We start from the raw sequence: 14,076 nt of genomic DNA, 5'->3' as shown, positions 1-14,076 counted from the left end.
ACAGCGTTACTCGCTGCTGTCAACACCTCTTTTTCAACTCCTTTCGGGCTTCGATGACCTGAAGCTCCGCGCTGTCGAAACCTGCATAACTCTTTGTTTACCAAGGAGTTTTCCGTTTCGACTGCGCCGGAAGTGGGGCGAATTATAGACAGATATAAATCGCCGTCAACCGTTAATTTCATAAACCTGTCATATCGGTCAAAAAGGCCCTTCCAGAGTCGGCAGGAACCTTTTGCGTCACAGGCTGGGGAAGGCGAATTGCGAGGCCTCGTGGCTAGCGCGTTGTGGCCAGCGTTGGGTGATAGCCTTGCGTCGCGTGTAGAAGCGCACGCCGTCCGGCCCATAGGCGTGCAGGTCGCCGAACAGCGAGCGCTTCCAGCCACCAAAGCTGTGGTAAGCCACGGGCACCGGCAAGGGTACGTTGACGCCCACCATGCCGACTTCGATCTCGTCGCAGAACAACCGCGCCGCTTCCCCGTCCCGGGTGAAAATGCAGGTGCCGTTGCCATACTCATGGTCGTTTATCAGTTGCATGGCGGCTTCAAGGCTGTTGACGCGCACCACACACAGCACGGGGCCAAAGATCTCTTCTTTATAGATGCGCATCTGCGGCGTCACGCGGTCGAACAGGCAGCCGCCGAGGAAGAAGCCTTCTTCATGCCCGGCCACACTGAGGCCACGGCCGTCCACCACCAATTGCGCGCCCGCCGCAACGCCGTCTTCTATATAGCCGCTGACCCGGTCACGGGCCTGGCCGGAGACCAGCGGCCCCATGTCCAGGCCGCAGGAGGTCCCCGCGCCTATCTTCAGGGCTTTGATTTGCGGCACCAACTTGGCCACCAAGGCGTCCGCTACCTGATCGCCGACGCACACCGCCACCGAAATCGCCATGCAGCGTTCGCCGCACGAGCCATAAGCCGCGCCCATCAGGGCGCTGACCGCGTTGTCCAGGTCAGCGTCCGGCATCAACACCGCGTGGTTCTTCGCCCCGCCCAGGGCTTGCACCCGTTTGCCGCGCTTGGTGGCTTCGCTATAGATGTACTCGGCAATAGGCGTCGAACCCACAAAGCTCAGGGCCTTGACCTCTGGCGCTTCGATCAGCGCATCCACCGCACCCTTGTCGCCATGCACGACATTGAGCACGCCATCAGGCAACCCCGCCTCGTGCAGCAGTTGGGCGATCAACAGCGTGGAGCTCGGGTCACGCTCCGAGGGTTTGAGGATGAAGCAGTTGCCGCAGACAATCGCCAGCGGGTACATCCACAGCGGCACCATGGCCGGGAAGTTGAACGGGGTAATCCCCGCCACCACCCCCAGGGGCTGGAAGTCGGACCACGCATCGATGTTCGGCCCCACATTGCGGCTGTACTCGCCCTTGAGAATCTCCGGCGCCGAGCACGCGTATTCGACGTTCTCAATGCCGCGCTTAAGCTCGCCAGCCGCGTCCTCCAGGGTCTTGCCATGTTCTTCGCTAATCAATTGGGCAATGCGCCCCTCGTTCTGCTCCAGCAATTGCTTGAAGCGGAACATTACTTGAGCCCGTTTGGCCGCTGGTGTGTTGCGCCAGGCCGGGAACGCAGCCTTGGCCGAGTCGATGGCCGCTTGAATGGTGTCGCGGCCGGCCAGCGGTACTTGATGGATCACCTGGCCGGTGGACGGGTTGTACACGTCTGCGCTGCCGCCGTTGCCGGCCACGAGTTCGCCATTAATTAGATGTGCAATACGGCTCATGCCGGGCTCCTGAGCAAAGGGTCTTATAAAGAGGGTCGGATCAGTCGATCTTGTTCAGCACTTCACCCACGGCATCGAACAGGCGATCCAGGTCTTGGGGTTTGCTGTTGAACGTCGGCCCGAATTGCAAGGTATCGCCGCCGAAGCGCACGTAAAACCCGGCCTTCCACAACGCCATGCCTGCCTCGAACGGCCGCACGATGGCGTCGCCGTCGCGCCCGGCAATCTGGATAGCGCCGGCCAGGCCATAGTTGCGGATATCGATGACGTTCTTCGCGCCTTTCAAGCCGTGCAGGGCATTTTCAAAATGCGGCGCGACGTCGGCCACGCTTTGCACCAGGTTTTCCTTTTGCAGCAGGTCCAGCGCCGCCAACCCCGCCGCGCAGGCCACGGGGTGGGCCGAATAGGTGTAGCCGTGGGGGAATTCCACTGCGTACTCCGGCGTCGGCTGGTTCATGTAGGTCTGGTAGATCTCGCTGCTGGCAATCACTGCACCCATGGGGATGGCGCCGTTGGTGACTTGTTTGGCGATGCACATCAGGTCCGGCGTCACGCCAAAGCTGTCGGCGCCGAACATCGCGCCGGTACGGCCAAACCCGGTGATGACTTCGTCGAACACCAGCAGGATGTTGTGTTGGTCGCAGATCTCGCGCAGGCGTTGCAGGTAGCCCTGGGGCGGCACCAACACGCCGGCGGAACCGGCCATCGGCTCGACGAACACTGCCGCGATGTTGGACGCATCGTGCAGCTCAATGAGTTTGAGCAGTTCGTCCGCCAGGGCAATACCGCCCTGCTGCGGCATGCCGCGCGAATAGGCGTTGCTCGCCAGCAGGGTGTGGGGCAAGTGATCGACGTCCATCATGGCCTGGCCGAACAGTTTTCGGTTGCCATTGACCCCGCCCAGGCTGGTGCCGGCGATGTTGACGCCGTGATAGCCCCGAGCGCGGCCGATCATTTTGGTCTTGGTGGCTTGCCCCTTGAGGCGCCAGTAGCCGCGCACCATTTTCACTGCGGTGTCCGCGCACTCGGAACCGGAGTCAGTGAAGAACACGTGGTTGAGGTTGCCGGGGGTCAGTTCGGTGATTTTCTCCGCCAGTTGGAATGACAGCGGATGGCCGTATTGGAAACCCGGTGAGTAGTCCAGAGTGCCCAGTTGCTTGGCTACCGCTTCTTGGATTTCCTTGCGGGTGTGCCCCGCGCCGCAGGTCCACAGGCCCGACAGCGAGTCATACACCTGGCGGCCCTTGTCGTCGATCAGATAGCTGCCCTCAGCCGCCACGATCAAACGCGGGTCGCGCTGGAAATTGCGGTTAGCGGTGTAGGGCATCCAATGGGCGTCGAGCTTGAGTTGGCTGGCCAGGGATGTGGTCGCGTTTTCGGGCATGTTCATGAGCAGAACCTCAACAGGCGAAAGGCAATGTCGGACAAAAGCGTGATTGCGGCTAAGTTGCCACGGCGATAAAGTCGGTGAAATCCAACTTTTCTAACCTTCAGTCAGGCCATGACTAAACTATGAGCACCCGCCGCCCCGATCCACTGGCCCAAGTCAGCGACTTCGACATCCGCCTGCTGCGCATCTTTCGCAGCGTGGTCGAATGCGGCGGTTTCTCTGCCGCCGAGTCCGTGCTCGGGATTGGCCGCTCGGCCATCAGCCAACAGATGAGCGACCTCGAACAACGCCTCGGCCTGCGCCTATGCCAACGCGGCCGCGCAGGGTTTTCCCTGACAGAGGAAGGCCGTGAGGTGTACCAGTCGGCCCTGCAGCTATTAAGTGCCCTGGAAAGTTTTCGTACCGAGGTCAACGGCCTACACCTACACCTACGCGGCGAGTTGACCATCGGCCTGACCGACAACCTGGTAACCGTCCCCCACATGCGCATCACCCACGCCCTGGCCCAGCTCAAGGAGCGCGGGCCGAACGTGCAGATCCAGATCCGCATGATCGCCCCCAGTGAGGTGGAACAAGGGGTGCTCGACGGTCGCCTGCATGTCGGCGTGGTGCCCCAGGCCAGCGCGCTCTCGGGGTTGGACTACCAACCCTTGTACAGCGAGCGCTCGCTGCTGTACTGCGCGGTGGGCCACCCACTGTTCTATGTCGATGACCAGCAACTCGAAGACCTGCGCCTCAACAGCCAGGATGCCATCGCCCCGACCTTCCGCCTGCCCGCCGAGATCCAGGCCCATTACCAGGCCCTCAACTGCACCGCCAGCGCCTCGGACCGCGAAGGCATGGCATTTTTGATCCTCACCGGGCGCTACATCGGCTACCTTCCCGACCACTACGCCCAGCTCTGGGTCCAGCAGGGGCGGCTGCGGGCACTCAAACCCGCGTCGCGCTTCTATGACCTGAGCCTGGCCTCGGTCACGCGCAAGGGCCGGCGCCCCCACCTGGTGCTGGAAAGCTTCCTCAAAGCCTTGGCCGCAACGAGCTAAGGCTTTTATGACCGTAAGACTTGTCTGATATGCCCCGGTAAGTTATCTGTGCACAGGCTGCACCCACGGACCTGTTCGGAATTGCCCATGACCCTTGAAGTCCCCGCCCACACCGCCGCGCCCAGCGGCAAACCGGCCAGCCGCATTCGCCAGAAGAATGAAGAGGCGATTCTCAAGGCCGCCGAAGATGAATTCGCCCGCCACGGGTTCAAAGGCACCAGCATGAACACCATCGCGCAAAAGGCCGGGCTGCCCAAGGCGAACCTGCACTACTACTTCACCCACAAATTGGGGCTGTATGTGGCGGTGCTGAGCCACATCATCGAGTTGTGGGACAGCACCTTCAACACCCTCACCGCCGAGGACGACCCGGCCCAGGCGCTGACGCGCTACATCCGCGCCAAAATGGAGTTCTCGCGGCGCCAGCCCCAAGCCTCGCGGGTTTTCGCCATGGAGATCATCAGCGGCGGTGAGTGCCTGAGCGAATATTTCACCCAGGACTACCGCACCTGGTTCACCGGCCGCGCCGCGGTGTTCCAGGCCTGGATCGACGCCGGCAAGATGGACCCGATAGACCCGGTGCACCTGATCTTTCTGCTGTGGGGCAGCACCCAGCACTATGCCGATTTCGCCACGCAGATCTGCCGCGTTACGGGCCGCGCCAAGCTTACCCGCCAGGACATGGACGCCGCCGGCGATAACCTGATCCGCATCATCCTCAAGGGCTGCGGCCTCACGCCCAGCCTATAGAGCCTTGTCCATGCCCTTCACCCTGGCCGGCCTTTGCGAGTACCGCGAAGAGATCCGCAAAAGCCGCTTTATCGCCCTCGCCGCCCCCGTCACCAGCGCCGCCGAGGCCCAGGCCTTTATTGAGCAGCACAGCGACCTGAACGCCTCCCACAACTGCTGGGCGTGGAAAGTCGCCGAGCAGTACCGCAGCAGCGACGACGGCGAGCCCGGTGGCACCGCCGGGCGCCCCATCCTTGCCGCCATTGAGGCGCAGGCCTGCGACCAGGTCGCGGTGCTGGTGATCCGCTGGTACGGCGGCATTCAACTGGGCACCGGCGGCCTCGCCCGGGCCTACGGCGGCAGCGCCAACAAATGCCTGCAAGGCGCCGAACGCATCGCGTTGGTCAGCCGAGTCCCCCTGGCATGCGCCTGTGGCTTCAACGAACTGGCGGTGGTCCGGTTACGGGTCACCGAGCTCGGTGGCCTGGTGCTGGACGAGACTTTCACCGGCAACGGTGTCGAGCTGCAACTGGGCGTGGCCGAGGAACACATCGGCCTGTTGCAGCGCCAACTGGCCGACCTCAGCCGCGGGCGTATCGTGCTCCATCGCTGAGTACGGCCACAGGCCCGCGAGCAGTTGTCCACAGCCGCAACTTGCTCACATCTACTGTGCACCCGGCTGTGGATAACCTGAGCACATTTCCCTGGACGCCTTCTGCAACGGGGCTTTGCGGGGTTTGTACGTTTTTTGTCCATTTACTCCAGATCGAGGTAAATCCCGGCCAAAAACAATCGCTTAGCTCGCTTTTTTCATTGCCTGCGGGCCGCCTGCAACGGCTTCAGTTTGCGCACAATTACTGTGGAGCAAGCTGTGGATAACCCGTGTAACGCTCGCTCAACCGCAGAAACGGCAGCGTTCGCAGGCGATTGATCGTTTTTTGAACAGCGCTCCAGATCTCAAAACAGCGCTTGTTATGCACAAGCGCCTACACCGCGGTGGGAGCGCTGCGCACTCCAGCGCGGGCGAGCCCGCTTGCTACAACGGCCGCGGGTTGGCGCATGGGCCAGAGTTGAGCCACGGCCCAGGCCAGTTCGCAGAACAGGATCAGGCCAATCAGCACGCTGGCACCCTGGCTCAAGGCGTAAACCTGCCAAGTGGCGAAGAGCAATCGCCCCGCCGCATCGTAACGGCCGAACGCCAGTTGCGGATCACGAATGCGCAACACCGACCACACGCACACAATCGAGCCCATCAAGTTAGCCATCAGCATGTGCGCCGGCTCGAAAGGTGGCAGCTCGCCAGGCAGGTCGTAAGCCCGGGCCAGGGCCTGCAAGCTGCCGTGCAGCAGGGTGAAGGTCCAGGGTGTGACGAACATCAGGGTCATCAGCAAGTCGTACCAGCCGCTGGCGCGCACCAGCCGGCGATATTGCGGGGCAGTCCACATCGGTGTTGCTCCATCGATTCAAGGAACACCGAGGCTAAGGCCTGGAGTATGCTCCAAGGTCAAGCCCCCTTGAGACGTCCCATGCGAATCGGCGAATTGGCCCAGGCCTGCGCGGTCAGCCGCGACACCTTGCGCTTCTACGAACAACGCGGCCTGATCGCCGCCCAGCGCAGCGCCAACGGTTACCGCCACTACCCGGCGCAAATGGTGCAACTGGTGCTCTACATCAAGACCGCCCAGCGTCTAGGCTTTAGCCTCGGCGAGATCGGCGCCAGCGTGGCCGGGTTGTGGCAGGCCAGCGATCCCGACAGCGCCGTCACACAACTGCTGCAAGACAAGCTCACCCTGATCGAAACCCGCATGGCCGAGCTCGGCGCGCTGCGTGAAGAGTTGCAGCAACGGCTCAGCCAAAGCTGTCCACTTAAACCCTGATTTAAGGAAGCCACTTATGAACACTGCAAAAACCGCCCTTATCATCGGTGCCTCGCGTGGCCTGGGCCTGGGCCTGGTCAAGCAACTGCTGGGCGACGGCTGGCAGGTCACCGCCACCGTGCGCGACCCGCAAAAAGCCCAGGCGCTGCAAGCCTTGGGCAATGTGCGCATCGAAACCCTGGACATGGACGACCAACACGCCGTCATCGCCCTCAGCCAACGCCTCAAGGAGCAGACCTTCGACCTGCTGTTCGTCAACGCCGGCGTCAAGGGCCCGGACGACCAGCGCCCGGGCCAGGCGAGCCTGGCGCAAGTCGGCCAGTTGTTCTTCACCAACGCGGTGGCGCCGATCAACCTGGCGCAGCGCTTCGTCGGGCAGATCCGCGAAGGCAGCGGCGTGCTGGCGTTCATGAGTTCGGTGCTGGGCAGCGTGACCATTGCCGACGCGCCGGAGATGGCGCTGTACAAGGCCAGCAAAGCGGCGCTGAACTCGATGACCAACAGTTTCGTCGCGCAACTGGACGGGCAGGCGCTGACGGTGCTGTCGATGCACCCTGGCTGGGTGAAAACCGACATGGGCGGCGAAGACGCGCACATCGACGTCGAGACCAGCACCCGCGGCCTCGTCCAGCAGGTCAACGCCTATGCGGGCAAGGGCGGGCATCACTTCATCGACTACCGTGGCGAGACAATTGCCTGGTAACACCCGCCCCAAACCGCCGTTGCCCCCGGCCCGCCGCCGGGGGTAGACTGCGCCCTTCGCCCCCCAAGGCGACCCTGGATCAGCAGACAGGGCATCACTGAGCTGGCAACCCTGAACCCCACTTTCAGAGGAGCCGGCCACCATGCCTGCCATCCGTACCTGGTTAAAAAACCCCCTCGCGATCTACACCGCTAACGCCCTCGATGCCAGCGGCGGCCTCGTCCTGCAGGACGGCGTCATTGTCGAAGTCCTCGGCGCCGGGCAGCAGCCATCGGCACCTTGCGCGCAAGTGTTCGACGCCCGCGAGCATGTGATCCTGCCGGGGCTGATTAACACCCATCACCACTTCTACCAAACCCTCACCCGCGCCTGGGCGCCCGTGGTCAACCAACCGCTGTTCCCCTGGCTCAAGACCCTCTACCCGGTGTGGGCACGCCTAACCCCGGAAAAACTCGCCCTGGCCAGCAAAGTGGCCCTGGCTGAACTGCTGCTCTCAGGCTGCACCACCGCCGCCGACCACCATTACCTGTTCCCCGAAGGCCTGGAAAACGCCATCGCTGTGCAGGTGCAAAGCGTGCGCGAACTGGGCATGCGCGCCATGCTCACCCGCGGTTCGATGAGCCTGGGCGAAGCCGATGGTGGCCTGCCGCCACAGCAGACCGTGCAACAGGGCGAAGTGATCCTGGCCGACAGCCAGCGCCTGATCGCCCAGTACCACGAACGCGGCGCCGGGGCGCAGATCCAGATCGCCCTGGCACCCTGCTCGCCGTTTTCGGTGACACCGCAAATCATGGCCGCCAGCGCCGAATTGGCCAACAGCTTGGACGTGCGCCTGCACACCCACCTGGCCGAAACCCTTGATGAAGAGGACTTCTGCCTGCAACGCTTCGGCCTGCGCACCGTCGACTACCTGGACAGCGTCGGCTGGCTCGGCCCGCGCACCTGGCTGGCCCACGGCATTCACTTCAACCCCGATGAAATCGCGCGCCTGGGCGCGGCGGGCACTGGCGTCTGCCATTGCCCCAGCTCCAACATGCGCCTGGCCTCGGGGATCTGCCCGACCCTGGAACTGCAAGCCGCCGGCGCACCCATCGGCCTGGGCGTGGACGGCTCGGCGTCCAACGATGCTTCCAACATGATCCTGGAAACCCGCCAGGCCCTGTACCTGCAACGCCTGCGCTACGGCGCCGAGAAAATCACCCCCGAGTTGGTACTCGGCTGGGCCACCCGTGGCTCGGCGAAACTGCTGGGGCGCAGCGACATCGGTGAATTGGCGGTGGGCAAACAGGCAGACCTGGCGCTGTTCAAACTCGACGAACTGCGCTTCTCCGGCAGCCACGACCCGATCTCGGCACTGCTGCTGTGCGGCGCCGACCGTGCCGACCGGGTGATGGTCGCCGGCCAGTGGCGAGTGATCGACGGCCAGATCGAAGGCCTGGACCTCAAGGGCCTGATCGCCGACCACAGCCAGGCAGCGCGGCGGTTGATTGCGGGCTGACTCCGTAGTGGGGTGAAAAAACAACTGTGGGAGCGGGCCCGCCCGCGATGAGGCGGATCCAGGCGATACATTTCTTGCAACTGATAGACCGCCATCGCAGGTAAGCCCGCACCCACACAGCCAATTCCCGCTAAACCCCCAACAACGACAACATGATGAAGGTGGCAAACAGCACGAAGTGGGTCATCCCTTCGATGGCGTTGGTTTCGCCGTCGTTGAGGTTGATCGCGCTGACGACCAGAGTGATGAGCACCATCACCGTTTGCACCGGGGTCATGGCCATTTGAAACGGCTGGCCGGTGTACAGGGCCATGGCTTCCATCACCGGCACCGTGAGGATCACCGTCGACAGCGACGCCCCCAACGCGATGTTGACCACTGACTGCATGCGGTTGGCCAGGGCCGCGCGCAGTGCGGTGAGGATTTCCGGCGCGGCGCTGATGGCTGCCACCAGGATCGCCGTCATCACCGGCGGTGCGCCGCTGCCTTCCAGGCCCAGGTCGAGGGTCTGGGACATCACCTCGGCCAACGCGCCAATCAACACCACCCCCGCCACCAGGATCGCCACGCTCGTGCCCAGGGCTATGGCCGGCGCCTCTTCGGCCTGGGCCTTGGGCCGGCGTTTCTCTGGGTAGCTGTAGCTGAAAAAGTAGCTGTGGGGCCCCACCTGCATACGCAGGAACAACGTATAAAGCACCACCATCGCGCCGATGGTGAAAGCCGAATAGAGCTTCCAGTCCGCCTTGGGAATGAACTCCGGCACCACCATCGACACCCCCATCGCCGTGAGGATCATCACGCTGTAAGTGCGTGCCGAGTCGTCGTTATACGACTGCTCGCCGTGCTTGATACCGCCCATCAACGCGGCGAGGCCGAGGATGCCGTTGATGTCGAGCATCACCGCCGAATAGATGGTGTCGCGCACCAGGGTGGGCGAGGCCTCGTTGCTCATCATGAACGCCAGGATCACCACCTCCACCAGCACCGCCGACAGGGTCAGGATCATGGTGCCGTAGGGGTCGCCGACCTTCTCCGCCAGCAACTCGGCATGGTGGGCCACGCGCATCGAGGCGCAGACGATAAAACCGATCAGCACCAGGCCACCGACCAGCGCCACCCTCTGCCCGCTGTGCAGCAGCCAGTGTTCCAACGCATAGGCGACGGCGGCGGCAAGCAGCGCCAACAGCAGAAAACTTTCTTGCTTGAGCAATGTGAGCATGGCGGGCCTTTTTGGCGGGGCGCGGGAGCCCATGTGACTGCGGCACGCCGCTAACGTTTCGTTACACCTTAGCGCACCAGCAACCGCCGGCCCTCTTGTGCTTTGCCCTTTTCTGGCTTGCCGGCGTAGGAACAGGCTGCACCTTGCCGCAGGCAAAAAACTTCCCTTCTGCAAAGAAGGAAACGGCGCGATTCACCACTCAGTCAGGTTTTGCCGAAAAATCCGACTCGCCCTGTAGAATGCCGCCATTGCACCTGATGAGAACCACACAATGTACGACTGGCTCAACGCCCTGCCCAAGGCCGAACTGCACCTGCACCTGGAGGGTTCGCTGGAGCCCGAGCTGCTGTTCGCCCTGGCCGAACGCAACAAGATCGCCTTGCCGTGGAGCGACGTCGAGACCTTGCGCAAGGCCTACGCCTTCAACAACCTGCAAGAGTTTCTCGACCTCTACTACCAGGGCGCGGACGTGCTGCGCACCTCCCAGGATTTCTACGACCTGACCTGGGCCTACCTGCTGCGCTGCAAGGCGCAGAACGTGGTGCACACCGAACCGTTCTTCGACCCACAGACCCACACCGACCGCGGTATCCCTTTTGAAGTGGTGCTCAACGGCATCGCCAGCGCCCTCAAAGATGGCGAGCAGCAATTGGGCATCACCAGTGGCTTGATCCTCAGCTTCCTGCGCCACCTGAGCGAGGCCGAAGCCGAAAAAACCCTCGACCAGGCGCTGCCGTTTCGCGAAGCCTTTGTCGCTGTGGGGTTGGACAGTTCAGAGATGGGCCACCCGCCCAGCAAGTTCCAACGGGTGTTCGACCGCGCCCGCGGCGAAGGCTTCCTGACCGTCGCCCACGCTGGCGAAGAAGGCCCGCCGGAGTACATCTGGCAAGCCATCGACCTGCTGAAAGTCCAGCGTATCGACCATGGCGTGCGGGCCATCGAAGACGAGCGGCTGATGCAGCGCATCATCGACGAACAGATCCCGCTGACCGTGTGCCCTTTGTCCAACACCAAACTGTGCGTGTTCGACCACATGTCTCAGCACAACATCCTGGACATGCTCGAACGCGGGGTGAAGGTGACGGTGAACTCCGATGACCCGGCCTACTTCGGCGGCTACGTCACCGAGAACTTCCACGCCCTGCACACCCACCTGGGCATGACCCAGGACCAGGCCCGACGCCTGGCGCAAAACAGCCTCGATGCACGGCTGGTCAAACCCTGACACGCAGCCCTGACTTACACAGGTTCAAACACCACTGTAGGAGCGCTGCGCACTCCAGCGCGGGCAAGCCCGCTTGCTACAACGAGGCCTCGCTGAGTTCTTCGAGGGTCTTGCCACGGGTTTCCATGCCGAACCGCCAGACCACCAGCGCCGCGATCACGAAACACGCGGCACCCAGGGCAAACACCCCGCCCTGGCCGGTGATGGGGAATACCAGCCCCGTCACCAAGGGCCCAAGCAACGAACCGACGCGGCCAATGGCCGAGGCGAACCCGGAACCCGTGGCCCGCGCCGAGGTGGGGTACAACTCCGGTGTATAGGTGTAGAGCACCGCCCACATGCCGAACAGGAAAAACTGCATCAACAACCCCGAGCCGACCAACAAGCTGATATTGCCGCCAAATACCGCGCTCTGCCCGTAGACAAACGCCATCACCCCGCCACCGAGCAGGGCGACGACGCACACCGGTTTGCGCCCCCAGCGCTCCACCAGCCACGCGGCCATCAAGAAGCCCGGAATTCCGCCCAGGGAAATCACCACGGTGTAATACACCGACTGCGTGACCGCGAACCCCGACTGTTGCAGCAACGCGCTCAGCCAGGAAGTCAGGCCATAGAAGCCCAGCAGGGCGAAGAACCACACGCTCCAGATCATCATCGTGCGTTGCCGGTAAAGCGGCGACCAGAGCTCGGCGAACGCGGAAAAGAACGTCACCGGGCGCAGCGGCTGACGTGGCAGGCGTACCGGCTGTGGCAATTGCTGGCAGTTGAGCGAGGCGCGTACCCGCTCCTCGATGCCGCACAGAACCCTGTCGGCTTCCTCGTGATGTCCGGCCTGCTCCAGCCAGCGCGGCGACTCGGGGATAAAAAAGCGAATCGCCAGGACGAATACCGCTGGCACCGCCAGCACCAGAAAAATGTCGCGCCAGCCAATCACCGGCAACAGGAAGTACGACAGCACCCCCGCCGCGACGAAACCGATAGGCCAGAAGCCGTCCATCAAGGCGATGTAGCGCCCGCGCCGCTGGGCCGGGATCAACTCCGAGAGCATCGACTGGGCAATCGGGAACTCCATGCCCATGCCAATCCCCAGGAGGATGCGAAACAGCGTCAGGGTCTCCACCGTTTGCGCGGTGGAGCACAGGTAACTGGCCACGCCCCACAACACGATGCTCCACTGGAACACCGGTTTGCGCCCGAAACGGTCGGCCAACATGCCCGACAGCGAAGCGCCCAGGACCATGCCGAAAAAGCTCGCACTGACCAGCAACCCCGCTTGCGCGGTGCTCAAGCCGAACTCGGCTTTGATCGAGCCGAGCAGGAACGTCATCATCGCCAGGTCCATGGAGTCGAAAAAAAACGCCAGGGCGATGATGATGAAAATCAGCCGGTGGTAGCCACTGATGGGCAACCGCTCCAGGCGTTCAGCGGCGCTGTATCCGTCAATTCCCATGCACCCGTCTCCCATACCGAAAATGGTCGGGCCGAGTGTGCGTGATCGTTGGGTGCGGCAACGGCTGGATGCGACTTGCCTACACTCATGAGCGACGCATGAAAAACCAGGTTACACAGAGATCATCGCGGGTGAATCAGGTGGCCATTTCCAGGCTCTGCGCCCGGGCGAGCCGGTTGATTTCCCGCTCCCCCAAGGGTGACAGCTGTAAAGCCCGTGACTCGTTCGGCACCGTCACCCAACCCGACTGGATGAACAGTTGCAGCAACCCGGCGCCCAGCGCCCCACCCAGGTGCGGGCGGCGCTCGCTCCAGTCCGGGCAGGAGCAGGCAACTTGCCCTGGACGCTGGGCCAGGGCCTGGATGAAAATTCCGCGCGTCGCCAACTGGGTCGCGCCTTTGCTGGTCACGACGATACGCTGGGGCAGTTGCTCGATCCAACCGGCGTCCAGCAGGCGCTGGTACAGGTCGGCCGCCAGTTCGCCGCCCAGGTGATCCTGGCAGATGCGTGCCTTGAGCAAGGAAGAGGCCGGCCCCTGGTTTTTCGCAGCGCCAATGCTGCGTTTGAAGATCGCCGGCAAGGTGCGCGGCGCGCTGACGGCCGAGGCGCTGGCCAGGGCTTCGACGGCGACACCGATTTCGGGAGCGGCAAGGCGGAAAAAGCGCTTGCGGCCACGCTCCTCCACCCGTAGCAGGCCACCGGCGGACAACCGCGCCAAGTGGGCACTGGCCGAGGAAGGGGACAGGCCGGCCAGCAACGCCAATTCTTCGGATTGGCGGGCGGTTCCGTCCATCAAGGCCCACATCATTGCACTACGCTTGGGGTCCGCCAGTAAGGTGGCAATTTGGCTGATGCAAGGTGCGTATTCCATTTATTCACTCCCTGTTGAATCGTTCGTCTACTACGCGCAGACATATTGACCAGTAATACAGCACTGGCCAAGACGTGAAAACCGCCATAACCCGGCCGTATTCACAAACTAAGGCGATCAACTTCTTCGAAATAACCGAATAGGCTCAACTTCGAACGTTAGCTATTCAACCGAATTAAACACGGACTCTGCGGTTCGAAGTTAAAGGCGGGGCGGCCGCAAAAACTGAGTGCAACACCTGACCTTTCCGGTACGGTGCTGCCACTATGTCCTATCACGAACTCAGTATCCCCGAACGTGCGACCCTTCAACTCGGCCTTGCCCAAGGTTTCAGCCA

At 62.7% G+C, this 14,076-nt stretch carries 14 protein-coding genes; 7 read left to right on the top strand and 7 right to left on the bottom strand.

The window, feature by feature from the left end; all coding sequences use genetic code 11:
* The 3 genes from AC19YR_RS23820 to aptA all read right to left on the bottom strand — a co-directional run.
* Positions 1-182: hypothetical protein (locus AC19YR_RS23820; RefSeq protein WP_500600351.1), on the bottom strand; the 182-nt coding region annotated here is incomplete at its 3' end.
* A gap of 55 nt (positions 183-237) precedes the next feature.
* Positions 238-1,731 carry a CoA-acylating methylmalonate-semialdehyde dehydrogenase gene (locus tag AC19YR_RS23815; RefSeq protein ID WP_500600350.1) on the bottom strand — a complete coding sequence of 498 codons (1,494 nt, stop codon included), beginning with the start codon at positions 1,729-1,731 and terminating at the stop codon, positions 238-240.
* A 40-nt stretch (positions 1,732-1,771) separates the two neighbouring features.
* Positions 1,772-3,121, bottom strand: coding sequence for an omega-aminotransferase AptA (gene aptA, locus AC19YR_RS23810; protein WP_500600349.1), 1,350 nt, complete (start codon positions 3,119-3,121; stop codon positions 1,772-1,774).
* Between the two features lie 122 nt (positions 3,122-3,243).
* Here aptA and AC19YR_RS23805 point away from each other — a divergent pair, with 122 nt between their 5' ends.
* The 3 genes from AC19YR_RS23805 (at position 3,244) to AC19YR_RS23795 (ending at position 5,506) form a co-directional block, all read left to right on the top strand.
* The gene (locus AC19YR_RS23805; RefSeq protein ID WP_095109511.1) at positions 3,244-4,164 is read left to right on the top strand and encodes a LysR family transcriptional regulator; all 921 of its coding nucleotides are present in this window, start codon (positions 3,244-3,246) and stop codon (positions 4,162-4,164) included.
* 87 nt (positions 4,165-4,251) lie between these two features.
* Positions 4,252-4,914: a TetR/AcrR family transcriptional regulator gene (locus AC19YR_RS23800; protein WP_095109510.1), complete on the top strand. Its 663-nt coding sequence runs from the start codon at positions 4,252-4,254 to the stop codon at positions 4,912-4,914.
* 10 nt (positions 4,915-4,924) lie between these two features.
* Complete coding sequence (locus AC19YR_RS23795; protein ID WP_095109509.1) at positions 4,925-5,506, top strand: IMPACT family protein; 582 nt, start codon at positions 4,925-4,927, stop codon at positions 5,504-5,506.
* A gap of 373 nt (positions 5,507-5,879) precedes the next feature.
* Here the strand turns inward: AC19YR_RS23795 and AC19YR_RS23790 are convergent, their stop codons facing one another.
* On the bottom strand, positions 5,880-6,338 hold the full coding sequence (locus tag AC19YR_RS23790) for a hypothetical protein (protein ID WP_095109508.1): 459 nt from the start codon (positions 6,336-6,338) through the stop codon (positions 5,880-5,882).
* An 81-nt stretch (positions 6,339-6,419) separates the two neighbouring features.
* On the opposite strand from AC19YR_RS23790, the gene AC19YR_RS23785 reads away from it, so the two are divergent.
* The 3 genes from AC19YR_RS23785 (at position 6,420) to AC19YR_RS23775 (ending at position 8,971) form a co-directional block, all read left to right on the top strand.
* The gene (locus tag AC19YR_RS23785; protein WP_095109507.1) at positions 6,420-6,770 is read left to right on the top strand and encodes a MerR family transcriptional regulator; all 351 of its coding nucleotides are present in this window, start codon (positions 6,420-6,422) and stop codon (positions 6,768-6,770) included.
* Between the two features lie 16 nt (positions 6,771-6,786).
* The gene (locus tag AC19YR_RS23780) at positions 6,787-7,473 is read left to right on the top strand and encodes an SDR family oxidoreductase (RefSeq protein WP_095109506.1); all 687 of its coding nucleotides are present in this window, start codon (positions 6,787-6,789) and stop codon (positions 7,471-7,473) included.
* 142 nt (positions 7,474-7,615) lie between these two features.
* A complete protein-coding gene (locus tag AC19YR_RS23775; protein ID WP_500600348.1) occupies positions 7,616-8,971 on the top strand; it encodes an 8-oxoguanine deaminase in 1,356 nt (451 codons plus the stop codon).
* 130 nt (positions 8,972-9,101) lie between these two features.
* Here the strand turns inward: AC19YR_RS23775 and AC19YR_RS23770 are convergent, their stop codons facing one another.
* Positions 9,102-10,190 carry a calcium:cation antiporter gene (locus AC19YR_RS23770; RefSeq protein WP_500600347.1) on the bottom strand — a complete coding sequence of 363 codons (1,089 nt, stop codon included), beginning with the start codon at positions 10,188-10,190 and terminating at the stop codon, positions 9,102-9,104.
* A 271-nt stretch (positions 10,191-10,461) separates the two neighbouring features.
* Here AC19YR_RS23770 and AC19YR_RS23765 point away from each other — a divergent pair, with 271 nt between their 5' ends.
* Positions 10,462-11,415, top strand: a complete 954-nt coding sequence (locus AC19YR_RS23765) for an adenosine deaminase (protein ID WP_500600346.1) — start codon at positions 10,462-10,464, stop codon at positions 11,413-11,415.
* Positions 11,416-11,491: 76 nt separating this feature from the next.
* Here AC19YR_RS23765 and AC19YR_RS23760 read toward each other — a convergent pair whose 3' ends face one another.
* Complete coding sequence (locus AC19YR_RS23760) at positions 11,492-12,868, bottom strand: MFS transporter (RefSeq protein ID WP_500600345.1); 1,377 nt, start codon at positions 12,866-12,868, stop codon at positions 11,492-11,494.
* Between the two features lie 136 nt (positions 12,869-13,004).
* Positions 13,005-13,739 (bottom strand): ArsR/SmtB family transcription factor, encoded by a 735-nt coding sequence (locus tag AC19YR_RS23755; RefSeq protein WP_095109501.1) that lies wholly within the window; start codon positions 13,737-13,739, stop codon positions 13,005-13,007.
* Between the last annotated feature and the right edge of the window lie 337 nt (positions 13,740-14,076).

The organism is Pseudomonas sp. MF08817 (assembly GCF_059862705.1).
This window is presented reverse-complemented; position numbering and strand designations above follow the sequence as displayed.

Bases quoted from the DNA above. Each gene is read 5' to 3' on its own strand.
- AC19YR_RS23815 (WP_500600350.1), bottom strand. From the start codon at position 1,731: ATGAGCCGTATTGCACATCTAATTAATGGCGAACTCGTGGCCGGCAAC.
- aptA (WP_500600349.1), bottom strand. From the start codon at position 3,121: ATGAACATGCCCGAAAACGCGACCACATCCCTGGCCAGCCAACTCAAG.
- AC19YR_RS23805 (WP_095109511.1), top strand. From the start codon at position 3,244: ATGAGCACCCGCCGCCCCGATCCACTGGCCCAAGTCAGCGACTTCGAC.
- AC19YR_RS23800 (WP_095109510.1), top strand. From the start codon at position 4,252: ATGACCCTTGAAGTCCCCGCCCACACCGCCGCGCCCAGCGGCAAACCG.
- AC19YR_RS23795 (WP_095109509.1), top strand. From the start codon at position 4,925: ATGCCCTTCACCCTGGCCGGCCTTTGCGAGTACCGCGAAGAGATCCGC.
- AC19YR_RS23790 (WP_095109508.1), bottom strand. From the start codon at position 6,338: ATGTGGACTGCCCCGCAATATCGCCGGCTGGTGCGCGCCAGCGGCTGG.
- AC19YR_RS23785 (WP_095109507.1), top strand. From the start codon at position 6,420: ATGCGAATCGGCGAATTGGCCCAGGCCTGCGCGGTCAGCCGCGACACC.
- AC19YR_RS23780 (WP_095109506.1), top strand. From the start codon at position 6,787: ATGAACACTGCAAAAACCGCCCTTATCATCGGTGCCTCGCGTGGCCTG.
- AC19YR_RS23775 (WP_500600348.1), top strand. From the start codon at position 7,616: ATGCCTGCCATCCGTACCTGGTTAAAAAACCCCCTCGCGATCTACACC.
- AC19YR_RS23770 (WP_500600347.1), bottom strand. From the start codon at position 10,190: ATGCTCACATTGCTCAAGCAAGAAAGTTTTCTGCTGTTGGCGCTGCTT.
- AC19YR_RS23765 (WP_500600346.1), top strand. From the start codon at position 10,462: ATGTACGACTGGCTCAACGCCCTGCCCAAGGCCGAACTGCACCTGCAC.
- AC19YR_RS23760 (WP_500600345.1), bottom strand. From the start codon at position 12,868: ATGGGAATTGACGGATACAGCGCCGCTGAACGCCTGGAGCGGTTGCCC.
- AC19YR_RS23755 (WP_095109501.1), bottom strand. From the start codon at position 13,739: ATGGAATACGCACCTTGCATCAGCCAAATTGCCACCTTACTGGCGGAC.